The sequence below is a fragment of the Deltaproteobacteria bacterium genome (genome assembly GCA_020845775.1).
Classification (GTDB): Bacteria; Bdellovibrionota_C; UBA2361; order SZUA-149; family JADLFC01; genus JADLFC01.
The window spans coordinates 1-21,884 of sequence record JADLFC010000116.1 but is presented as its reverse complement, the minus strand read 5'-3'; the positions used below and the strand labels follow the sequence as shown (position 1 = coordinate 21,884).

The 21,884-nt window shown below is 44.7% G+C and carries 20 protein-coding genes and 1 other RNA gene; 7 read left to right on the top strand and 14 right to left on the bottom strand.

The window, feature by feature from the left end; all coding sequences use genetic code 11:
- Positions 1-32: 32 nt before the first annotated feature.
- From IT291_07290 to IT291_07270, 5 genes are all read right to left on the bottom strand, one after another.
- A complete protein-coding gene (locus IT291_07290; GenBank protein MCC6221026.1) occupies positions 33-1,145 on the bottom strand; it encodes a branched-chain amino acid ABC transporter substrate-binding protein in 1,113 nt (370 codons plus the stop codon).
- A 143-nt stretch (positions 1,146-1,288) separates the two neighbouring features.
- Positions 1,289-1,882, bottom strand: coding sequence for an SIS domain-containing protein (locus IT291_07285; protein ID MCC6221025.1), 594 nt, complete (start codon positions 1,880-1,882; stop codon positions 1,289-1,291).
- Positions 1,866-2,516: a DUF4124 domain-containing protein gene (locus IT291_07280; GenBank protein MCC6221024.1), complete on the bottom strand. Its 651-nt coding sequence runs from the start codon at positions 2,514-2,516 to the stop codon at positions 1,866-1,868. Before IT291_07280 ends, IT291_07285 begins: the two co-directional genes overlap by 17 nt.
- Positions 2,517-2,574: 58 nt before the next feature.
- Positions 2,575-3,996 carry a sigma-54-dependent Fis family transcriptional regulator gene (locus tag IT291_07275; GenBank protein MCC6221023.1) on the bottom strand — a complete coding sequence of 474 codons (1,422 nt, stop codon included), beginning with the start codon at positions 3,994-3,996 and terminating at the stop codon, positions 2,575-2,577.
- On the bottom strand, positions 3,996-4,769 hold the full coding sequence (locus IT291_07270) for a prepilin peptidase (GenBank protein MCC6221022.1): 774 nt from the start codon (positions 4,767-4,769) through the stop codon (positions 3,996-3,998). The genes IT291_07275 and IT291_07270 overlap by 1 nt, the downstream gene beginning before the upstream one ends.
- A gap of 120 nt (positions 4,770-4,889) precedes the next feature.
- Between IT291_07270 and IT291_07265 the strand changes: the two genes are divergently transcribed.
- Together IT291_07265 and IT291_07260 are read left to right on the top strand one after the other, a co-directional pair.
- Complete coding sequence (locus IT291_07265) at positions 4,890-6,248, top strand: glycosyltransferase (protein ID MCC6221021.1); 1,359 nt, start codon at positions 4,890-4,892, stop codon at positions 6,246-6,248.
- A gap of 122 nt (positions 6,249-6,370) precedes the next feature.
- Positions 6,371-6,850 (top strand): hypothetical protein, encoded by a 480-nt coding sequence (locus IT291_07260; GenBank protein MCC6221020.1) that lies wholly within the window; start codon positions 6,371-6,373, stop codon positions 6,848-6,850.
- Here the strand turns inward: IT291_07260 and rsmG are convergent.
- Together rsmG and mnmG are read right to left on the bottom strand one after the other, a co-directional pair.
- Positions 6,828-7,568, bottom strand: coding sequence for a 16S rRNA (guanine(527)-N(7))-methyltransferase RsmG (gene rsmG / locus IT291_07255; protein ID MCC6221019.1), 741 nt, complete (start codon positions 7,566-7,568; stop codon positions 6,828-6,830). The genes IT291_07260 and rsmG overlap by 23 nt on opposite strands.
- A 6-nt stretch (positions 7,569-7,574) precedes the next feature.
- Positions 7,575-9,470, bottom strand: a complete 1,896-nt coding sequence (gene mnmG, locus IT291_07250; GenBank protein MCC6221018.1) for a tRNA uridine-5-carboxymethylaminomethyl(34) synthesis enzyme MnmG — start codon at positions 9,468-9,470, stop codon at positions 7,575-7,577.
- Between the two features lie 378 nt (positions 9,471-9,848).
- Between mnmG and IT291_07245 the strand changes: the two genes are divergently transcribed.
- The 3 genes from IT291_07245 to IT291_07235 are packed head-to-tail and all read left to right on the top strand — an operon-like array spanning position 9,849 to position 11,456.
- On the top strand, positions 9,849-10,691 hold the full coding sequence (locus IT291_07245; GenBank protein ID MCC6221017.1) for a lytic transglycosylase domain-containing protein: 843 nt from the start codon (positions 9,849-9,851) through the stop codon (positions 10,689-10,691).
- 52 nt (positions 10,692-10,743) lie between these two features.
- Positions 10,744-11,139: a hypothetical protein gene (locus tag IT291_07240; GenBank protein MCC6221016.1), complete on the top strand. Its 396-nt coding sequence runs from the start codon at positions 10,744-10,746 to the stop codon at positions 11,137-11,139.
- Entirely contained in the window at positions 11,136-11,456 is a 321-nt protein-coding gene (locus tag IT291_07235) for a VOC family protein (protein MCC6221015.1), read from the top strand. The genes IT291_07240 and IT291_07235 overlap by 4 nt, the downstream gene beginning before the upstream one ends.
- Before the next feature lie 4 nt (positions 11,457-11,460).
- On the opposite strand, the gene recR is transcribed toward IT291_07235, so the two are convergent.
- From recR to nadA, 6 genes are all read right to left on the bottom strand, one after another.
- Entirely contained in the window at positions 11,461-12,096 is a 636-nt protein-coding gene (gene recR, locus IT291_07230; protein ID MCC6221014.1) for a recombination protein RecR, read from the bottom strand.
- 42 nt (positions 12,097-12,138) lie between these two features.
- Positions 12,139-12,462 (bottom strand): YbaB/EbfC family nucleoid-associated protein, encoded by a 324-nt coding sequence (locus IT291_07225; protein MCC6221013.1) that lies wholly within the window; start codon positions 12,460-12,462, stop codon positions 12,139-12,141.
- A gap of 184 nt (positions 12,463-12,646) precedes the next feature.
- A complete protein-coding gene (gene dnaX, locus IT291_07220) occupies positions 12,647-14,485 on the bottom strand; it encodes a DNA polymerase III subunit gamma/tau (protein MCC6221012.1) in 1,839 nt (612 codons plus the stop codon).
- A gap of 92 nt (positions 14,486-14,577) precedes the next feature.
- Positions 14,578-14,673: signal recognition particle sRNA small type (gene ffs / locus IT291_07215), an RNA gene on the bottom strand.
- Positions 14,674-14,811: 138 nt separating this feature from the next.
- On the bottom strand, positions 14,812-16,002 hold the full coding sequence (locus tag IT291_07210; protein ID MCC6221011.1) for a cysteine desulfurase: 1,191 nt from the start codon (positions 16,000-16,002) through the stop codon (positions 14,812-14,814).
- 14 nt (positions 16,003-16,016) lie between these two features.
- Positions 16,017-16,949, bottom strand: a complete 933-nt coding sequence (gene nadA, locus IT291_07205; GenBank protein ID MCC6221010.1) for a quinolinate synthase NadA — start codon at positions 16,947-16,949, stop codon at positions 16,017-16,019.
- A 64-nt stretch (positions 16,950-17,013) separates the two neighbouring features.
- On the opposite strand from nadA, the gene IT291_07200 reads away from it, so the two are divergent.
- On the top strand, positions 17,014-19,377 hold the full coding sequence (locus tag IT291_07200; protein ID MCC6221009.1) for a hypothetical protein: 2,364 nt from the start codon (positions 17,014-17,016) through the stop codon (positions 19,375-19,377).
- An 8-nt stretch (positions 19,378-19,385) separates the two neighbouring features.
- Entirely contained in the window at positions 19,386-21,083 is a 1,698-nt protein-coding gene (locus tag IT291_07195; protein MCC6221008.1) for a discoidin domain-containing protein, read from the top strand.
- A gap of 67 nt (positions 21,084-21,150) precedes the next feature.
- Here IT291_07195 and radC read toward each other — a convergent pair whose 3' ends face one another.
- The gene (gene radC / locus IT291_07190) at positions 21,151-21,810 is read right to left on the bottom strand and encodes a DNA repair protein RadC (protein MCC6221007.1); all 660 of its coding nucleotides are present in this window, start codon (positions 21,808-21,810) and stop codon (positions 21,151-21,153) included.
- Positions 21,811-21,884: the final 74 nt, after the last annotated feature.

Here is a 21,884-nt window from a genome sequence, read left to right as displayed (position 1 = left end):
TTCTCCGGAGTTGCCGTGCGCTAATCGCGCCCTTACTTTACAAACGCGTATTTGCCGTCCTTGACTTGGTAAATGCTAATGGTCTTATTCAAGGTATCGCCGTTCTGGTCAAACTTGGTGGTGCCCAAAATTCCAGCATAATTTATGCCCGCGACGGTGGCTGGAATTTTAGTGGGATCTAGTTTAGCCTCAGCCAGGGCCGCGATTAGCAGATTCGCTGCTTCATAGGAATAGAGATCGTACGGCTGCATGTCCACTCCCGGATAGCGAACCTTGAATCTCTCCAGAAAACCCTTGGCCAGGGGGAGGTCTTCCGGATTAACGCCCATGGTGGTAACGTAATCGCCTTCCGAGGACTTGCCGCCGATTTTTATATATTCCGGCGTGTAGCTGCCGTCTCCAGCAAGCAGTGGCATGTTTAGGCCGAGCTCCTTAGCCTGCTTAGTAAGCAGGCCGCCCTCGGTGTACATGCCGCCAAAATAGATAAGCTCAGGTTGCTTGGTCTTAATAGCGGTTAGCAGAGCTTTAAAATCCTTGTCTCCAATGTCGATGCCGTCAAACCCTGTGACCTCGGCTTGCAATTCTTGAGCCCGTTTTTGGAAATTCTCAGCGAGCCCCTGGCCATAGGCGGTTTTATCGTGGATTACTGCCATCCGCTTGGCGTTCAACGTCTGGACTGCAAAATCCGCGGCCTGCGAGCCTTGCACATCGTCTGTGGTGCAGACGCGAAACACGTTTTTTAAACCCTGCAAAGTAAGCTTGGGGTTGGTAGAAGCCGGGGAGATCATCACCAAATTGCGTTTGGCGTATATCTGACTGGCTGGAATTGAGCACCCGCTGTTGAGATGGCCGATAACGCCGAGGATTCGCCTATCCGAGATAATTCGGTTGGCTGCATTGACCGCTTCCTTTGGATCGGCCCGGTCATCGAACGCCTCCATTACGATGGTCTTATCCCCAAGCACCTTAGCAGCATTTGCCTCGTCCACCGCCATGTCCACGCCCCGCTTCATGCCCTGACCCATTGCCGCCACGTCTCCAGTTAGCGGTGAGACAACGGCCAATTTGACGACATTATTTTTCTCTCCACCGCAGCCGCCTAGCAGCATGGCGCTCAATAGAATCAACCAAACTTTTTTCGACATATTCCCCTACTTTTTAGAAACGGTATATCACGATTGCCACAGTTTGCCAGAAAAAACCACGTTCGCTTAATACTTAAGGTAGCGACTGTGTCAAAAGAGAGTTTTTTCACGGTTTTGACAAAAATACTGTGAATAATCGTGGGTTAGGTATCTTCATTTTCTTCTCTTAGCTTCTTACCTAAATAGCCACCGTGGTGCCGGGCGGCAAAGTCGGATTTTGTGAATCCGCGGTGCTTCATGGCGGTTAGTGCTAGGGCATCGGCAATTGCTATCATAGCGGTTGTGCTCGCAGTTGGCGTGAGACCCAAGGGGCAAGGCTCCTCGATGTGACCAAGTTCAATTACTATGTCACTTTCCTGGCCGAGCGGAGAGTCTTTAGAAGAGGTCACTGTTATTACGGCTTCTACTCCGAGGTATCTACTGAAATGAACAGTTTCTAAAATCTCACGAGTTTTCCCGCTGTTTGAAAATGCTAGCAAAATGTCATTCTTGGTAATAACTCCAACGTCGCCATGCGAAGCATCTCCCGGGTGTAAATATACCGATGGCGTACCGGTAGTCGAAAACGTCGATGCGGTTTTTCGTGCAACATAGCCAGCTTTTCCTATGCCAGTTACAAAAACCTTGCCCTTGCAACTAAGCATCGCCTCCACTGCCTTCACCGCAGATTTGTCAATCGGAAGCGAGGAAATTACCTTTGCTTCGGCTAGAAGTATATCTCTAATCTGATTTAACATCTTTAATCCTTTTTCTTATCGTCGAAGAACAATTAGCACAGCGAGCTTTAAATTCGATGTCGCCAATAGTTAAAGGCGATAGCTGCTTAGCTCCATCAGTCAAGGGGAGAATATAATCTGCAATGCCGAAAGGTTCAACTCTGCTAGGGCCATTGGCTCGAATTTTACTGCGCTTTGAAATGATAAATTCAACTTGTACATCTTCAGCGGCCACATCAGCCAAGTTTCTTAAAACTAACTGTAGGTTATTCATGGATTCCGATTGACTCGCAGCATTCGGCACTTCGATTTCGATGCGGCTAACTGCTAAACTGGCAGTCCTGCACTTAAAGCGAAATGGCAAGATGGCGTTTTTGTAGCCATCTAAACATATAACGCTACCATCGCCATCAGCACCCTTAGAACAGTCCACACCACCGTGCTTTATGCAATTGGGAGGCAGGTTTTTCTTCAATTTCTCGATTTTAAGCTCTAAATCTTCGCGATTTATTTCCGGAAGATTTGCTTCCGTCGCTGCATCTGAAGGCGGCTTGGTTCCAAATACCACTCTGCCGTTTTCGTCTTTCCAAGTATAAATAGGATCTCCGTAAGCACAACGCGGCAGAAGACCGAAAACCAAAAGTAATGCAAGCATAGTCGCAGTAAAAGTTTTCTTAAAAACTTTTAAATCGTGGCAGTTCATCTTATCGTTACTAGGATTTTTGCTCCTCTAAATCATCCAAGTTAAATTCCTTGAGTTTATAGAGTAAGGTGCGATGGCTAATCTCAAGCAGCTTGGCCGCTCGAGTGCGATTTCCTCTGGTCTTTTTTAAAGCCTTTCTAATTAGCGATTCTTCAATAATTCGCGAATGAACCTTGATAGAAAGTTCCTCAGGGTCTGTGGCTTGCAATGGGAAAATAGCGCTATCGGCTTCCTTGACAGAATTTGGAAGACTATCGACTGTAATGTCTTCGCAGTTAGTTAAAATCATCGCGCGTTCAATGCAATTTTCTAGTTCCCTAATATTGCCCGGCCAGCTGTGCTTCATAAGCACCGACATCGCATCAGCGGTAATTCCATTTACCGAGAGATGCAGCTTGTTCTTGTGCTTCTTGATGAAATGATTTACTAGCACTGCTATGTCCTCCCGCCGTTCGCGAAGCGGTGGAACATGTATGGAAATTACGTTCAAGCGATAATACAAATCATCTCTAAAACGCCCTTCCAAAACATCTTGCTCTAAATCTCTTAACGTCGCTGCAATAACTCTGACATCTATTGAAATGAGCTCCTCATCGCCAACTCTCCGTATCTGGCTTTCTTGAAGCACTCTCAATAACTTGACCTGTAAGTGGAGAGGTAACTCTCCGATTTCGTCAAGTAGAATTGTTCCGCCATCAGCTTCCTCAAACAATCCCTTCTTATTCCTAGTTGCGTCCGTAAAGGCGCCGCGCTTGTGACCAAACAGTTCCGACTCCAAAAGATTTTCTGGAATCGCCCCGCAATTTATGGCGATAAATCGCTTGTTCCTTCGCGAGGAGTTGTAGTGGATTGCTTTTGCGATTAACTCCTTGCCAGTTCCAGACTCGCCGTAAATCATAATAGTTGTGCGATAGTCGGCGATCTTTCTTATAGTCTCAAAGATATCGAGCATTATTTTGCTTTTTGCCACGATATTCCGAAAATTGAAATCTTGCCCATCCTGCGCCAGGCTTGACGGCGCAGTTTTGTGTGCGTGCCTTGCTAGCGACTTCGCAATGGTCGTTAGAAGTTTACTGTTGTCTAATGGCTTTGCGATACAATCATCGGCGCCATTTCTAATGGCTTGTAAGTGACAGTGCTCATCGTCACTGCTCGAAACTAAAATTATAGGAGAAGTTTCTAAGTCGTTTTTTAACCGCACAAACGAAGCTAATGTTTCAGTATCTTGAGGGTTTAGATCCCATACGATTGCGTCAAAAGAGTTTTCTGACAGCGCCTTTATGGCAGATTCGGGGTTCTTAGCTCTGCTAACCGCGTAGCCTTGTGTAGCAACAAGCGGTTTAATGGCCGAAAAAATGTCGGAACTTTCTTCAATAATGAGAATGTTTTTTTTAACACTTAAATCGGAATGAGCAGGTACAGCAGACTTCATTAGACTCTAAAAAACGGCAAATCGCCAAATATATATACTAAAACTCCGGCAGACAGCCACGGGCCAAAGGGAATTTCTAGTTGTCGACCTCCGCCCCTAAATATCATTAGACCAATGCCTAGAATGGCTCCAAGCAATGACCCGACAAAAATAGTTGGAGCAACTGATTTCCATCCTAGTATTGCACCAGTCATCCCCAGCAACTTAATATCTCCGCCTCCTAAACCATTGCGCTTAGTTATTAAATAATACACCTCGCCCACTATGTAGAAAAATCCACCACCAGCTAACATCCCGATTAACGAGTCCAAAGCACCGGTTGATACAGGAGCGTCAAATATGCCACTGAATTGCGAAATGACACCTATCGCAAGGCCAATAACAATTCCAGGCAGGCTAATGACATTAGGGATAATTTTAAAGTCAAAATCTATAAAACTAATTACTACCAAAGAGGCTCCGAGTGCGTAGATTACAATCGCAGTTGGTGTTGCGCCAAAGACAATATAGCTAGCCACTGCCAGAAAAGCAGATATCACTTCCACCAATGGGTAGCGGCTCGATATTGGCTTTTCGCAATGGCGACACTTGCCGCGCAGCAATAACCACCCAAGTAAGGGGATATTATCCTTCCAGGATATAGCGCGGTTGCATTTGGGACAAAAAGAGCGCGCTGGACTGACGACCGACAATTTGCGCGGAACCCGCCAAATGCAAACATTAAGGAAACTACCAATGGCAAGTCCAAAAATGGTTATGAATATTATGTCCACTTTTTTAAGATACTACTTTGGGTAAAAATGGTCTAAATCTTTTTGTTTATAAGTGGGAATGCACATTCTCAAAAGGAAATATCGGAACAAATTTAGCTCACGCCGTTATCTTAATAAAATATGAAAGTAATAACTATTATTACGCACCAGGTCCGTGGAGGAATATTTAAACGCCTATCTATACTCGTAGAGGCTTTGCTCGAGAATGGCTACGAGGTTCATTACTTATCTGCTCAACCATTAGCATTGAAAAAGCATGAAAAGCTTGTTCCTCATGTCGTTCATTTACCTGTGAAGCTGTTTGAGGGGGTTTGGTTTTGGCTTTGTGTAAGCATTGTTTTTCCTATAGCTCTATTGCGCATACTGATAGCGGAGAAGTTTACTGCCGTTCTGGTTTTTAGTGCCTTTTATAGTTTGCTAGCAAAACTGGGTTGTTTTTTCTCTAGAACACCAATAGTGCTTTTTTTGCGCTCAGTACCTTGGGAACTGCGATCGATTACATATCGCTCGGTATTTTTGCGCGGCCTCGGCAATTTGGTGGATTTTTTTGGGGTTCTTAGTGCGAGAAAAGTTGTAGTTGTTTCTGAGTTGATTAGAAAAAGGCTAATAGATGAGCCTTTTATAAAAGCAGAGCGCGTCGTGACTTTGCCGAATGCGATCGTTTATCCCAAGGCTCTGATAGAAAATTCTAGGAAGAATGCCAGTTCGTCAAAACCAATATCTAAAACAAACAATGTCGATACTTTTGGCAAAAATGGTGACTTGGCAGATATCGGAGTATCTGCCCGAGAAGCATTTGAACAACAAATATCCCCAGGCCCTGTGAAACGAGATGCGCGAGCAGCTAGCGGTTATAGTGTTTGGCAGGAGAGAGTAGACGACAAGAGCTGGAAACTCTGGCTAGGCGGTTTTAGCAATCGCAAGCGAGAATTGGCGAGAAGGTGTCACTTGCCAGAGAAATCCATATTTTTAGCAGTTAGCGGGGAGCTTAACGTTCAAAAAAATATCGATTACATCATTAGAGTTCTTGGTGCTACGGCCAGCGAAAAACCGGTGCTTATTATTTGCGGCGATGGGGATCAAAAGCCAAAAATATTAGCGATCGCTGCGGGCTATGGACAACTGGATAGAATTATTCTAACTGGCTGGTTGGAGGATCCAATAGACATAATCGCTGGTTGCGATGTTTTTATTGTCACATCGAGATATGAGGGGACTTCTAACGCGATGCTAGAGGCACTAGGTGCGGGGGTGCCTATACTTGCACCCGATACGCCCGAAATGCGCGAGATCCTCATCTACGATGAGTTACTTTACGACGCGAAACATGTGGGGAATTTTGCCGAGCTGCTCGATTCTATAGCTGGCCGAAAATACAAACTGGAACGAATAAAAGAGCTATCGCACGAACGAGCCAAGGCATTGAGTTTTCAATGGGGGGATAAGGTGATCGATTTGATCGAAAAAGAATTATCTTGATTAATACGATAGGTAATTATCAATATTAATCTGGAGCATCTTGTGATAGTGCTTGATACTTTAGAGTTAGTTTAGCTAGAGTTAGTTTCTGAGAGAAGCAGAGGTAAGGCAACATGAGGACGATGACAAAGGTCAAGAGGATAACTCCTGCGAGAATACGAAAAATAACAGGAGGTAAAGATCCAGCCCGTTTGGTTGAAGAGTTTATGATTCGCAGGGGCTTCGATCCAGCCGAATGCTTGCAGCAGCGCACTACAGAAATAGCAAGTTGGTCAATTGCTCTAGGGGACGATGAAGAACTTGAAATTAGTTTAGAGGGAATAAATCGGCCTCCAGAGACTACTCTATATATGGGAATCAATATCATGACTGTTCCCATTCGAGACTGCTGTAATGTATTAGCGGCGGCTCTTATTGCTGCGGATACTTTAATCGGTGCAAAGATAAGTTTAGTAAACTACGACTTAGTACTAAGCGTTACTATATATACCGCTAATATGCGCGTCGATGAGATAGATTACATGTACGAACTAATCACAGTGCAGAAATCGGGTTTGCAAGAAGCTATATTGGAGGAGCTTAAGAGCCAGCCAGTATTGTAGGTTGGGAGCGTGTACAAATTGCTAGCGCGTGCGCTGCCCCGGTAATGGGCAGTCTGTAATGCTCCGTAGCTTTAAAACTTAGTCCTAATGATAGTAGTTCATTCGCTGTGTGAGCGCACTTCCAATTTGGCCCTACCATCTGAATTACATGTCCGTTTGCGGTTAGAAGCGCGGCAGCAGTTGTTAGGAATAGTTTCTCCTGTCCTAGTGCGCGGCTTGTAACTAGATTAGCTTTTCCACGAAAAAAATCGACAAGCGCCCGCATCTCATAATTTGCAATTTCTACATTTTCGAGGTTTAGCTTCCGCCTTACTTCTAGCAGGAAGTGAGAGCGTTTTTTGCGCGGTTCGCATAGAACCACTCGTTGACTTCGATATAATATAGCAAAGACAATTCCCGGAAGTCCGGCTCCGCTACCAATATCAATGCACAAACCCGACTCAAGTTGTAGCCCACTAGCTATAATCCTCCACATCTTGCACATGGCGAGCGAATCAATTACATGGCGCTCAATCAGCTGAGTAGTAGTGCAAGGCGAAATTAAGTCCATTTTCGCACTCCACCCTTCGAGTAGCTCAATATAAGTCACTAAGTCTGAAATAACGAGATCCGGCAGTTTGCTATCAGAGTCTTTGGCTAGAAATGAGTCATCCTCTCTAAGTTCGCAACACAAACGGCCGTACAAATCGCCTACGATACTAGCAATATCAGAGCTCATCGCCCACTATCCGTTTAAAGTTGCTGCCGCAGAGCTCTGTCTCTCGCTGCGCTTGAGATGAACGGCAATGATGGAAAGTGCCGCCGGAGTAACGCCGTAGACATGTGAGGCTTGTCCTAGCGTAGCTGGTTTGACTGTAGACAAACGCTCGCGAATTTCCGTGCTCAAGGTAGTTAGGCTTTTATAATCAAAGTGAGCTGGAATTTTTACCGCCTCCATTTTTTTTAGTTTTGCCCGCTCAGCTTCTTCCCTAGCTAAGTAGCCCGCAAATTTTATTTCCGTTTCGAGTTTTCGCCACTCATCTTCCCTCAGTTCAAAGCTTGGGCTGAATTGGCTAACTACATCCAAGTATCCTATTTCTGGTCGACGCAGAAGAGAAGCCAGTGAAATCCGATCTAACAAGGTAGCAGTCTCCAGTTCTGTTAACCACATATTAGTCCTTTCGTCCGGCGCAACAAATGTAGTTTCCAGTCTTCCTCTTTCCCTTTCAATTCTTTCTTGTTTTTCAGTAAAACGCTTCCAATCGCTATCGCCTACTAGGCCAAGTCGTCGAGCTATCGGGGTTAAACGAGAGTCTGCATTGTCTTCTCTAAGGGACAAGCGATATTCAGAGCGCGATGTAAACATGCGATAAGGTTCGGGTGCGCCACGAGACACTAAATCGTCAATCATTACGCCTATATATGCCTGATCGCGTCCAAGAACTAAGGGTTCTCTTCCCATCACATACATCGCGGCATTAATGCCCGCGACCAAACCCTGTGCAGCAGCCTCTTCGTATCCAGTGGTTCCATTTATCTGTCCCGCCAAGTACAGGCCCTTTAAATCTTTGGGGGCTAAAGTTCGCTCGAGCTGTTGAGGATCGACGTGATCGTACTCTACGGCATAGCCATAGCGCAAAAATTTCGCATTCTCGAATCCCTTAATCGAGCGAACAATTTGCTCCTGAACGATTCGCGGCAAACTCGTTGAAATTCCATTCGGGTAGATGGAATCCGATTTATAACCTTCTGGCTCAACAAAAATGTGATGGGACGACTTGTCCCTAAAGCGATAAACTTTGTCCTCAATAGAAGGACAGTAACGCGGCCCTATTGAATTTATTTGGCCATTAAACAACGGAGAGTGCGCAATGTTGTCATATATGATTTCATGCGTGCGCTCATTTGTTTGTGTAAGCCAACAACATATTTGTGGCTGCTCAATTGAACGAGTGCGATAAGAAAAAGGTTTCGGCGGACTGTCCCCTGGTTGCGCAGCAAGAATTGATACGTCAATACTCGAAGCCGACAGGCGTGGAGGAGTGCCAGTTTTTAAGCGATTCATCTTTAGACCAAGGCTTTTAATAGCTTGGCTAAGTCGATCACTTGCTGGTTCATTAATCCGCCCGCCCCTAAACTGTTCAGCTCCGACGTGCATCAAGCCTCCCAGAAAAGTTCCGGTAGTTAATATTAGCGCTCTAGCGGGAATAAAAGTTCCAGCATCGGTAACTATGCCACAGACAGAATCGCCCCGAAGTTTAATGTCGCAAGCCTCAGCTTCTATGATTGTAATATTCGGAACACTTTCTATTCTCGCAAGCGCGCGTTGATGATAGAGCAGCTTGTCTGCTTGGGCGCGGGAAGAGCGCACAGCTGGGCCTTTTGAGTTATTTAGAATTCTAAACTGAATGCCAGCGGCATCAATCAATCTTCCCATCTCGCCAAATAGCGCATCGACCTCTTTAACGAGATGCCCCTTCCCAATGCCTCCAATTGCCGGGTTGCAGGACATTTGACCGACATTTCGTTTGCTAAAAGTTATCAGTCCGACGTTCGCGCCTAAGCGTGCAGACATTAACGACGCCTCTATCCCAGCGTGCCCCGCTCCAATAACCAAAATATCAAATCCCTTCGATTGAATGCTCACTTTATGAGTTGTAATTACTGCAAAAAATATTATACCGTTTCCAAAAAGTAAGTTAAATATTTTACTTTTTGGAAACGGTATTTGTTGTTTATTGGCAAGTGCTTACGCACTTGCTGTTTATACCATTTACAAAAATCCTTTTTCTAAATGGTATAACTAAAATGCTTGCTTACGTTCATGAAATTACTCGGCTAAGTGTAAACTGAGATAAAAAAAATGGCAAATGTGACAAATCGCAAGCGATTCGTGCTATACTATACAAATGTAGATTGTAGAGTGACAGAAGGAAGCTAGTTTCAGCAGGCTATTTATCGTGGATGTGTTTCGTAAAACGGAAGATGTGCTGGTTATACTCCTAATGCGGAATTTTCTATGAGAAAAAGCAATTTTGGTGATTATTTACCAACAGAACTTATAAGACAACTGAGGCCGCCGGTTTTCCTTACGGTGTGGCAGATAGTTTTTTCGCTAAGAAAGCCCATTTTAGGGTTTGTGTTCGTTGGCGTGTTTGGTTTTAGTCTTGTGTCCGAGTTTTTTCGCAATGGTAGTAGTTATTACTCGGAGCTAAACCTGGCTAAGGCTTATGGAGTTAACAGGCCAGATTTTTTCATGCGAAATGAGCGCTATTATGCATCGTACGATGTGCGCGATTTTAAACGTTTTGGGGGCTACGATCGGGAGCATTTAAAAAAGATAGCTTATATTTCGGATCTCATTAGTTCCTATGGTCGAAGAGTAACTCAAAGCCCACATATTGCTAAACATATAGTTGAGCAGAGCACTTTACGGCGAGTAGATCCCTTTTATGTTGCAGCGATAATTTCAGTAGAGAGTAGTTTTTTACCCAGGGTGCGTTCAAAAGCCGGTGCGATGGGCTTGATGCAGCTTTTACCAAACACTGCGCATGAGGTGTCTAGGCAAATTACCGGTAAAAGAAGTTATCCAGTCTTAACCGATCCTGAAACCAATATCTCGCTCGGCATAGAGTATGTTAAGAAGCTTGAAGAACAATATCGTGGCAATCGCTATATGGCGCTGGCTGCTTATAACTGGGGTCCAGGCAATGTCGACAAAGTGGGAAAAAATGTCCATAGTATTCCGTCTTCGGTGCGGCAATATGCTAGCAAAGTGCTGCATAGATCCTTAAAATGGAGAAATCATTACGAGCGAGTAAAACACGGGATCTTTGCTGAAGTCGATGAGGCCACTACTTGATGCGTGCCTCATACATCTTGGGGGCATGTCGTATAATAACAATTAGTATGTTGTGATTAGGCGAATATTAATCAAGTCTCTGTCATTTATCGCATTCTTCTCGTTCCCGTTTATGGTGCTGGGGCAGGAGAATCTCGATGTTAAGGGCGGCTTTTTTGAAGGGCAGTTGGACAGTGAAATGTCACCGCCTCCCTGGAAATCTCGGTATGAGGAAGTTAGGCAACGAAGGAGAAGCAGGAATCCTCGCGACAACGAAGTTCGCAGGGTTATTGATAGGACTTTAGATGTAGTAGTGGATGGCCGCACTTCTAGTGATGTTAAGCATGGACTAGATGCGGTGCAAAATATCGATGCGGGGTTTGAGATAAGGAATAAGCGAATAGAGCAGAACGCAGCTATTGGTACAGAAGACGAGGTGTTGGGAGATGTAGAAAAGGTGGGGCGATGATTAAAGAAAACTGCTCGGAAAAATTAGATCAAGTAGATCACGTAACGATACAAGTTGCCGATATAGAAAAATCTGTTCAATGGTATTGCACGAGTTTTGCCTGCAAACCGTGCTTGCAGACAAAAACATTTGCGTTGCTAGAATTTTCTAACATTAAAGTAGCATTAACGCTACCTAGTCAAGAGCCCAATCACTTAGCATTCATCCGCAGCAATGCTGCGGAATTTGGCGAACTGCGCAAACGCAGCGATGGAAGCATGGGCACTTATTTGTCCGATCCCACAGGCAATATAGTCGAGCTCATTACTTCTCGTTGAGGTATTATTTTAGCTTCGATCGCCCATCGATGGCGTGGCTTAGAGTAAGCTCATCTGCGTATTCTAATTCGCCGCCCTTTGGTAGCCCTTGAGCTATGCGGGTAATGTTTAAATTAAAGCTAGAGAGCGATTTTGCAATGTAAAGGGCTGTAGCATCTCCTTCAACGGTGGTGCTAGTTGCTAAAATGACTTCTTGAACAGTCACCTTTGCTGTTGAATCGTCAAACGAGTTGCGCACGCGCTGTAGTAAATTCCCAATTTTTGTTTTTTCTGGAGAAACTCCTTTTAGTGGAGACCAAAGACCGTGAAGAACATGGTACAGACCTCCATATCTACCACTGCGCTCAAGGGCTATTATATCGGCTGGCTTTTCGACCACGCAGATTATTTGCTGATGGCGCTGCGAATCGCTACAGATAGAACACGTAGAGGATTCTGATAAAGCAAAGCAAATTTCACAAAGAGTAATTTGTTCCTTTGCCTTAGTGATAGCAAGCGCAAGGCTTTTGGCAGAAGTATCGCTGCTCGTTAACAGATGATAGGCTAAACGCGTTGCGCTTTTTTCGCCAATCGATGGCAGTTTGGAAAACTCATTGATGAGAGCTCTCATTGTCGGTGGATAAAAATGATGCCTATGCATGGCTTCAGAGTTTATATCAAAGCAATAACGGAGAGTCTTAAGCTACATATTAAATCCAGGTATGGGTATTCCGCCCGTCAATTTAGAAAGCTGATTTTTTAAAATGTCCTTTGCTTGTCTGGAAGCTGAATTAACTGCAGCAGTTATTAAATCCTGAAGCATTTCAATGTCATTTGGATTAACTACCGAGGGGTCGATTTTTAGCGAGACAATTTCGTGTTTCCCGTTAACTTTAACCGTTACCATGCCACCACCTGCGCTTGCTTCAACCTCTTGTTTAGCAGCTTCTTCTTGCATCTTTGCAATATCGCCCTGGAGCTGTTGTGCTTTTTGGAGCATCTCTTGCAAATTGCCTGGAAAATTCATTTTTTTCTAGCCTCCTGATTTTAGATGTCGAACGCCTTAGCCTGATAACGCTTATACCGTTTCCAAAAAGTAAGTTAAATATTTTACTTTTTGGAAACGGTATTTGTTGTTTATTGGCAAGTGCTTACGCACTTGCTGTTTATACCATTTACAAAAATCCTTTTTGCAAATGGTATAAACCTAATTACTTTAATATAGATACCTTGTCGATTTTGCTGCCAGTAAATGTAGAAAGGGCCACTTTTACCATTGGGTGCTCGCGTGCCTCAGCGTCAATTTTCGTGATTTCCTCTTGCTGCTTTTCTAGATCCCTATGAACAATAGATCCCTCTACTATATTACTGCTGCGCTTAGCTTTAGTTTCAGCACTTGCTTTTGTTGGCAACGCCTGCTGTTCAAAAGAAATTTTCCATTTTTCGCAGCCCGAATAGCTTAGAAGGCATCTCGTTATCGCAGCCCGAGATTCTGCTGTGTTTAGAGACTCGAAGTCAAATTTCCCAGCTCTAATCAATAGCTCGCCTTGGCGAAAAACATCCGCTGATACCCGCCTAAGGTGCGCCGCTAATACCACTTCTGAACGAGCTTGAACATGGGCAACAAAAGCTTCCCATGAGGGGCTAAATTCGCGACTCGGTTTCAAATCCATCGGTGTTTCGTTATGGTCGCCCTCAAGCGGCGCACTTTGCTCGTGGGCTTCAGCAATATCAGAAGGATGCAACGCAGAGGTCATGCCTCGAGGTTCGCTGTCTTTGCCGATTGCTCTTGCTTGTGCCACGCTTCTATTTTGCACGCGGTCTGACGCTAGCGACAATTTTTCCAGTTCTTCTAGGCGAGCTAGTAGCTCTGGTAAAGGTTTAAGCGATGGAAGACTCGCCATCTTTGCTAAAGCAGACTCGAGCGCGAAACGTGGACAGTCGCTACTTAGAGCCCTATTTGCGGCAGCTTCTGCTACATCAAAGACGCGCTGCAAATCAAAATTAGACACGTTCTCGACTTGCAACTGTAGCCTTTGTAGCTCTGCCTCGCTTGTGCCGAGAAGTTTGCATAGAGTTCGGCTAGACATTTTTTTCTTTCCGAGGGAAGCGTTTTTAAGCACCAAAAGATTTCGCCAATGGGAAAGAAATTCAGCTACAAAAGCTCGGATGTCGATACTTTCAGAAAAAGCTTGATCCAAATGTTCAAAGCAACCTGAGGCGTCTTGTGCAAATACAGACGCCGAGATTTGAAAGAACAGTTCGACATCAATAGCGCCAAATAGCTGTCTTGCGGTTGGCAAGTCTATATCATCTGAAGAAAAGGCAAGTAACCTCTCTAGCAGTGATTGAGCATCGCGCATGCTGCCATGGGCTTTCCTTGCAATAAGGTCGGTTATCTCATCAGCTAAGTGAGTGCCCTCTTTAAGTAAAATTTGCTTTAACTCGTTAAATATCAAATCCTCTGGTATCGCCCGAAAGTCGTGCCGCTGGCAGCGGGAAATAACCGTTTCTGGTATTTTATGAGGCTCAGTGGTTGCAAAAATAAAAATTGTATCTGGTGGAGGCTCCTCTAAGCTTTTTAGCAAGGCGTTGAATGCCTGCGTAGAAAGCATGTGAACCTCGTCAATAATATAGATTTTGTAATTAGAACCACTTGGAGGCATGGTTCTCAGCGATTCTATAATCTCGCGCACGTTATCCACGCTGTTATTTGAAGCCCCATCGATTTCGCGCACTGCAAGACTAGTAGACTTAGCAATCTCGTAACAGTTAACGCATTCGCCACATGGCTCTACTAATTTGCGAGCTTGCGTCGGCTCAAGATCCGGAGTGATCTTATCGACTTGCGAATTTTGGCAATTTAACGCCTTGGCAAAAACCCGCGCACAACTTGTTTTTCCAACACCGCGCGGGCCAGTAAAGAGAAGGGCATGTGGAATTCGCTTTCGAGCTATGGCATTGGCAAGTGCCTTAGTCACGTGCTCTTGGCCGGTAATCGAGGAAAAGGATTGAGGCCTAAATTTTCTAGCTATTACTAGATAAGACATATTCTACTGAGCAATGCCGTAAAAAAACGGTATTTCTTGTTTATTGGCAAGTGCGTAAGCAAAGCTGAGAACTAGAAACGGTAACTATTAAAGGCGACTGGGTAAACGCAACGCAGTCAGAAATTCGCTACGGCTGCTTGCTCTCGCACCTGACCGGGTTTGCGCTCCCACTCGCACGTATCCCAATCGCCAGAAAACGCAGTCTAGCTCAGTTCACTTAAAAAAACAAATGTATACCGTTTCCAAAAATCCTTTTTGTAAATGGCATAAACAAATATTTTTAAGGGTGCATAGGGAAACCAGAGTTTCCCTACATCTCTATATAATTAATTGCTGCCTAGATTTCCTGATTTTAGGCTGCGGAGCTCTTTTACGGCCTGTGCGATGATATCGGCTGCAATACTTGCGTCCCCTTCGCTGTTAAATTTACTAAAGCCAAGCCTAACGCTTGAACGCACGTTTTCGTAATTTAAGCCAAGGGCGAGCAATACATGTGAATATTTCCCGGATTCTGAAACGCAAGCCGAGCTAGGCGAAATGGCAATTTGTGAACTAATTTTTCCTAACAATAGTGAGTTTTCAACTCCCTTAAAGGTCAACGATATATTGCCTGGAAGTCTTTTTTCTAAAGGCCCGTTTATAGAAAAATCACTCAAGTTTGCGCTTAAGTATGTCAAAAATGTTTCAGTTAGCCGCTGTAGATGAGATGAGTTCTCCGAAAGGCTAGCTTTTGCAATTTCGCAAGCCTTTCCTAGTCCAACTATGCCGCTTACGTTAAGCGTAGAGCCTCTGCGTCCGCATTCGTGTAATCCGCCATGAATTAATGGCTCCAAGGCAATCCTTGGACTTCGATTGCGAATATACAATGCCCCGATTCCCTTTGGGGCATGAAATTTATGTCCGGACAACGACAACATATCTACTCCCAGTGCTTGCACATCTACAGGTATCTTGCCTATGGCCTGAGTTGCGTCGCAGTGAAAAAGGCTATTGTTGTGGCGCGCGATGCGAGCGAGCTTTGCTATATCGTGTATTGTGCCGATTTCGTTGTTGGCAAGCATTGCTGACGCAAACACTGTGTTAGGTCTTAGGTTTTTTTTAAAACTGTCAATGTCTAAAGACCCATCGGAGTTTACTCTTAGGATAGTTACATTCATGCCAAATTTAGCCAAGGCATCTAAAGCGTCGAGAGTTGATGGATGTTCCGTAGCTACAGACAGGATGTGGGGTTTTTCTTTAGGAGACGATTTTAGATACTCAAACGCGACTCCCTTTATAGCCATGTTGTTCGATTCTGACGCCGAGCTAGTAAAAATAACTTCTTCACTAGCAGAGTTGAGTAGCGCAGCTACTTGCTCCCTAGCAATAGAAACTAGTTCGGCGGCATACCAGCCAAACGCGTGGCTTGTGCTCGATGGGTTGCCGAAATGAGTTGTAAGTACTGGCTGCATTGCTTGCAGTACTTTCGGATCCAACTGGGTAGTGGCGTTGTTATCTAAATAAATTGGGAGTTTCAATCAAAATGAGCTATTTAACTAAGTTCTAGCATGCGTTCCAGAGGTACTAGCGCTCTTAGTCGAATTTCTTCTGGAACAGTAACTTCTGGTTTTTCGTCTCGCAAACAGGCATATAAATTCTCCAATGTATTGAGCCGCATAAATGGGCACTCGCTGCAGGAACACTCCTTGTCAATCGGAGCCGAGTAAAAAGTCTTGTCCGGACAGCTCTTTTGCATTTGATGAATTATGCCACTTTCAGTAGCCACTATGAACTCTTTAGCATCACAAGACTTTACAAAGTTCAGTAGTGAAGACGTAGACCCTATGTGATCGGCATGGTCGAGAATGGGCTTTTGACATTCTGGGTGAGCTATGATTTTTGCGCTGGGATGCCGAGCTTGCAAGCGAACGAGCTCCTTTTCGTCAAACATGACGTGGACTATGCAAGAGCCTGGCCATAGGAGCATATCGCGCTTTGTTTTGTTTATGAGGTAGCGACCCAAATGCTGGTCAGGCGCAAAAATAATAGGCTTATCTGATGGGATGGAGTTAATGATCTTTTCTGCATTCGAGCTAGTGCACAATACATCGCTTAAAGCTTTGACCTCAGCGCTAGTGTTAACGTAAGTAACCACATAGTGGTTGGGATGCTGACCAATAAACTCTCGAAATTTATCTGCTGGACAGTTATCCGCAAGTGAGCAACCTGCCTTATCGTCTGGGACAACGACTAGTTTTTTTGGGTTTAGTATCTTAGCCGTCTCCGCCATGAACATAACACCGGCAAAAACTATTACGTCCGCAGCGGTTTTTGCAGCCTGCTGTGCTAGCCCTAAGCTATCGCCAACATAGTCGGCAATGTCTTGAATCTCTGGGATTTGATAATAATGGCTAAGGATAATTGCGTTTTTTTGGGCTTTGAGGGCTTTTATCTTATTGTAGATATTGTTGGTAGAAGGTTCCATTTCCTGCTAAGGATAGATGCGTTTATTGCGATTGTCAATCTTGGCCAACCCAAGAATCTAACCTATGAATTTAAGAATATCCGCTGCTGGCATCATTTCGCTTCTCCAAAAGTTTGTCGATTTGCTATTCACACTTTTTCTTGTCGGTGGATGTGTGGGTTTTGTTGGAGAAACAATTTGGCTGTTTGAGAAAGGCGATTCAGTATTAATTTCTGCATCGGCCTGGAAAGTAAGTTTGGTCATTTCGCTTTTCATCTACTGCTTTTGTCGCTACGTATTGCCAAGATTTGCGTCTAGTGTTCAGTCACATGGCAAATCTTGGCACTTACAGTTTAGTCCACTTGGCTCGGCGATAGGTTTAGTTATCGTGCTGATTAGCGATTTGCTGCGGCGAAATTATGCATTTTATTTAGGCCCAGGAGTTAGAGCTGAATTAGTTTTCTGTGGCCTCATCATATATATATGTGCTCTTGGCGGATTTGGAAAAAGGCTATGGGTAGAGCGATTATTTTCCTGGCCAACTTTGTTATTTAGCCAGATACTTATTTGCATTTTGTTTTTGCAACACGCAGATAATCGTTTACTTTTTAGCGATGATCATCCTAGCTTTTTATACCGATTACAGCTTTTAAAAACTCATTTTCCGAAGATTCCTTTTTATAATACTGATTGGGATCTTGGATATATTGCTCGCGAATTCTTCCCAACGGGAATGCTTAATGTATTCTTTCTCTCCTTTTTGCCGATTTATTTTAGTGAGTTAATAAGTATGAATGGGGCTGTTACGTATACTTATTTGATTCCATATTTGTTTGTGTTTCTCGTTCCATGGAGTGTTTTTGTTGCGTCGCGACAAGTGGGAATGGATAAGCAGGCGTCTGTTCTTGCGTCTTTACTCGCCCTTGGTCCGTCGCTTTCGTACTTTGAATGGCTGCTTAAGTACGGTACTCTTGGCTTTACTTTATCGATTGGCCTAAGTCCGCTAGCCGTTGCGTTATCCATCCGATTGGCACTTGCAGAAAATATTACTAAATGGCTGCACGTAGTTTTGTTGTTAATAGTATCAACTTTATGTGTGCTTTGGAGCGCGTCTTCTTTTATTTTTGTTCCAGTCTTTGTTTACGCGTTTTTTCGATTTAGAGAGACTTTTTCGCCTGCGCGAAAAAAATATATTCTCGTTTTCGCGGTTTTTTTTGCGCTGTTAAATTTGCCTTGGATTGCAATATTCATCAGAGAGAGTCAGGTCTTTAGTTTCGTTTCTGCGGACACTGTGCATGGCATACCTGACGTTTATCGGGCCACAAAAACTCAAGACGCCTCAAATTCTTTTATGCAGACCTTGGATGTGTTTTTTAGCAGTGCTGCTACTAATCTGCGAAAGCTTTTGCTAAAAATTAATCCTATTATATTGCTTTTTTTTGTTCTTGGATTTAGGGCGCTTCCGGAGAAAGTAACTCAAAGGGCCATGGCGTTTACTGTGCTTTGGCTCGTAGTGCTTGCCACTGTTGGAGACTTTTTGAAGCCACAGCTAGAGCTAAGGCGCATGATAGTGCCAGCAAGCTTTTTTATGGCAATTCTTGCCGGGGCTGGGCTGGTGGATTTTTTGAGAAAGCTGCTTGTCTTTGATGGGCTTAGTAAGAGCGGAGCATTTGTTAAGCGAATATTTGCACCAATGGGTGCAGTCTTGCTTGTTGGGGCTATAGCTATGTCTCCCCTAACTGTTGGTGCTGTTTATCTCAATAGGTCGATGGAGCGCTTTGTCTTTGCTCCTAAGGAAGTAGCGGAACTTAGCGATGCGATTGCTCGCTATGGTGGAGAGGGGAGAACTTTTATTAGCGGTTTTATATTGCACGAATTAGGAGCGACGGATTTAGTAAGCCAAAACGGTGGGCACGTTGCCCCACTGCCCATGTTGTCGGGAAAGCCAATGTATGCGACTGATTTCTACCACGCAAGCTGGACTACGGTGGATCCAATTCCATCGACATACCGAAAGCGCGGGGCGGAGGGGATAGAAGAATTTTTGGATCTAATTAACGCTACGGCGGTAGTAACTTTTAGGCGCGAATGGGTGGATTATTGCAAGTCGCAAAGTCGTTATGAGCAGGTTGCGCAGACTGGCAGGTTTAGGTTGTTTACTCGAGAGCCAAGTGAAGGAACTAAGGGGTATTTTCTGCGCGGTGATGGCGCGGTCAGTTCGCACGAGCGCGGCTTCTTAGTCGTTCCACATTCCGAGGAAATGGTGCTAAAATTTCGCTACTACCCCAGGTTAATCGTAGACAATCCGGAGATTGCCGAAATATTCTCGGTCCCTGTGTTTGATGAGGATTTGGCCGGCGGAAGAACTGCTCCGGTTTCTTTTGTTGGCCTTCGCGTTTCGAGCGAAGCTGTGAGTAAAAAGTCACCCATCATCATTAGCTATCGTTAGTGTGCAATATGGTTCTCGATGTCAATTATCCAGATTTGAACTTTGTTAGTCGCGAATACCTAGATCTCTTAATCGTTAAGTTTTTAGAGGTGTTTTCGCCAAGACTGCGCCAATCGAGCTACGTATTGTGCGAACTGGCAATTCTAACGTTTGGCTTGCTTGGGCTAAATTGTTTTTGGGGCGCAAGAAAATTGCCGGGGTTATTTGGCGCGTGCTTTGTCGCTAGTAGTCTTGTCTTTGTGATGGGCCTAGATCCGTTTTATCTCAAGTTTCACTGGCTTCCGTTTTTGCTAGTGTTTTATTTAAAATTCCATAAAGAGCGCTCGTTGTTGTCGTTGTTGTTTGCATCGTTAGTTTCGTTATTGTGGATTTTTTCGGCAGGCGCATTATCGCCGTTTGGTATTCTACTTGCAGTTATTGTTTGTCATTTATCTGTCCACTGTGGAAGTGATGGCAAAACGGCGGAGCGAATGGAAAGCGGATCTATTTTCCCGGGGAAAGCTTTCGGCTTGCTTTCCTCTGCGGCATTAATGCTTTCGATTATTGCCGTCCCAGTGTATGAGATGCCGGACTATCCGCCCGGTGCAAGATTATCTCCGATATCGCCTCTAATTATTTATCAACCAAGCCCGCTCATAGGTCCTTTTTTGAATCCGAATCCCTTGGTGTACTCATCCGTGATGAGCGCGCTTTATGTATATTCCTATCGCGCCGCGATTGTTATGCTTTTGTTTCTCATGCTTTTTTTGCGGATACTGGCAAAGAGGAAACGAGAGGAAAGCGATGCCCCATTTTTTTTGCCGGCTGCGAGTATCTCAGTCTTATTATTTTTTTTTGTAGCACTTGAGTTAGTGGTTCCGCCAGAGTTTGGAATGTATACTCCTTTTAGGGTTATATGTCGCCTAATTCCTGGTATGGGATTAGTTGGCTTGCCGTGGATGCTACTGCCGTTTGCGATATTGCTTGGGCTTACAAGTGTCGTTCGCGCCGGAGGGGCGCTGTTACTTGCATCTTTGTTTTTTGTGATGGGCCTTAGCGTAGCGATTGATTATCGGTTTGGAGCTCTTAGTAAGTTGTTGGGCCCGTCGTCTGTTAGTGTCGATCATTTTGTTCAGCTAGAAGTTGCTGACAAATTGAGCTGGCGACAAGTTGTAAAACAGTCGCCATCTGGCTTCGTGTTTAATTCTCAAGGTCGTTGGGTAGCTGATGTTGGCAACAGTAAGTCTAGGGAGCCAGAGAACCTTTTTAGGTTAAAAAAGGAAGCGGATTTTAATGTTAGCGTTAAGTCTAGTCCCAACGATCATTTGGCGCCACTTGCGATAGATGGTCGAGATGAGACCAGGTGGAGCACAGAACGCCCTCAGCGCAAGGGGGATTATTTCGAGTTGCATTTTGATAGAGAGGTTAAAATAGTAAGAGTCGTGCTCTCTGTGAAGCTGAACGCCACAGACTTTCCCCGTGGAATATTTGCAGAAGGGTCAACTGACGGCAGCAACTATGATGTAATAATTAATCAACCTAACTGGTTTGGTCCACTTAAGTGGACTGAAAAAGGTTATCCTTATTTTGGTTCTCAGGGTGAAGTAATTCTCGATTTCCCAAAACCTCAAATTGTGAGTCATTTGAGATTTGCGTTGCTTAACTCAGATAATTACTACGATTGGTCGATCGGCGAGGTTAAGCTATATGCGCCTGTTGAAGACTAACAACAACGACAACAACGAACGACGATGACGACGCTGGAACGCCGTCTCCCCTTCGAGCTGGCGGCACTTACATCAACCCACGCTCTTTAAAACTCAAGAAACCTCTTGGCGAAAAGATGATATGATCCAGTAGTCGCACTCCTAAGACGTTAGCCGCCTCGGCAAGCCGCTTAGTCAGCGCCTTATCCTCTTCGCTGGGCTCTAATTCCCCAGAGGGATGATTGTGCGCGACAATCACCGAACATGCCCGATCCTTAAGCGGATCGGCAAAGATCTCGCGGGGATGCACTTGGCAAAGATTTACCAGACCGACGGTAACTGTTCTACAGGCAATAACCTCATGCGCACCGTTAAGGGAAATGCACATAAAGTGCTCTTGCTTCCGATCGGAGAGATAGCTCACTAGAGGCAAAACATCTGCCGCCGCGCGAATCTTCCGCTCCCTAGACGGGATGCGCCGCCGAGAAAACTCCATGGCAGCACAGATGAGCAGCGATTTGGCCGCGCCAATTCCCTTAATGCCAACCAGGTCTTGGGGACCCAAATCTCCATTTCGGGCGTCAATGACCGGTAGTAGCTCCTCAGCTAGCCTAAAGACGCTCTTGCCCTTGAGGCCACTACCGAGCAGTACCGCCAATAATTCTGCGTCAGAGAGAAACTTAGCGCCGTTAAGCTTCAATTTTTCCCTGGGTCTATCCTTTAGGGGTGGTTTTAATAAGCATTTCATAATGCTTATTATCGAACCAAACTCCTAGGATGTTGCCAGCCAAAACGCCATTTTCTCTTGCTTACTCTGAGCGC

Bases quoted from the DNA above. Each gene is read 5' to 3' on its own strand.
- IT291_07235 (MCC6221015.1), top strand. From the start codon at position 11,136: ATGATTAAAGAAAACTGCTCGGAAAAATTAGATCAAGTAGATCACGTA.
- IT291_07245 (MCC6221017.1), top strand. From the start codon at position 9,849: ATGAGAAAAAGCAATTTTGGTGATTATTTACCAACAGAACTTATAAGA.
- IT291_07225 (MCC6221013.1), bottom strand. From the start codon at position 12,462: ATGAATTTTCCAGGCAATTTGCAAGAGATGCTCCAAAAAGCACAACAG.
- IT291_07285 (MCC6221025.1), bottom strand. From the start codon at position 1,882: ATGTTAAATCAGATTAGAGATATACTTCTAGCCGAAGCAAAGGTAATT.
- rsmG (MCC6221019.1), bottom strand. From the start codon at position 7,568: ATGAGCTCTGATATTGCTAGTATCGTAGGCGATTTGTACGGCCGTTTG.
- nadA (MCC6221010.1), bottom strand. From the start codon at position 16,949: ATGGAACCTTCTACCAACAATATCTACAATAAGATAAAAGCCCTCAAA.
- IT291_07280 (MCC6221024.1), bottom strand. From the start codon at position 2,516: ATGCTTGCATTACTTTTGGTTTTCGGTCTTCTGCCGCGTTGTGCTTAC.
- IT291_07260 (MCC6221020.1), top strand. From the start codon at position 6,371: ATGACAAAGGTCAAGAGGATAACTCCTGCGAGAATACGAAAAATAACA.
- radC (MCC6221007.1), bottom strand. From the start codon at position 21,810: ATGAAATGCTTATTAAAACCACCCCTAAAGGATAGACCCAGGGAAAAA.
- recR (MCC6221014.1), bottom strand. From the start codon at position 12,096: ATGCATAGGCATCATTTTTATCCACCGACAATGAGAGCTCTCATCAAT.
- IT291_07265 (MCC6221021.1), top strand. From the start codon at position 4,890: ATGAAAGTAATAACTATTATTACGCACCAGGTCCGTGGAGGAATATTT.
- IT291_07290 (MCC6221026.1), bottom strand. From the start codon at position 1,145: ATGTCGAAAAAAGTTTGGTTGATTCTATTGAGCGCCATGCTGCTAGGC.
- IT291_07200 (MCC6221009.1), top strand. From the start codon at position 17,014: ATGAATTTAAGAATATCCGCTGCTGGCATCATTTCGCTTCTCCAAAAG.
- dnaX (MCC6221012.1), bottom strand. From the start codon at position 14,485: ATGTCTTATCTAGTAATAGCTAGAAAATTTAGGCCTCAATCCTTTTCC.
- IT291_07195 (MCC6221008.1), top strand. From the start codon at position 19,386: ATGGTTCTCGATGTCAATTATCCAGATTTGAACTTTGTTAGTCGCGAA.
- IT291_07275 (MCC6221023.1), bottom strand. From the start codon at position 3,996: ATGAAGTCTGCTGTACCTGCTCATTCCGATTTAAGTGTTAAAAAAAAC.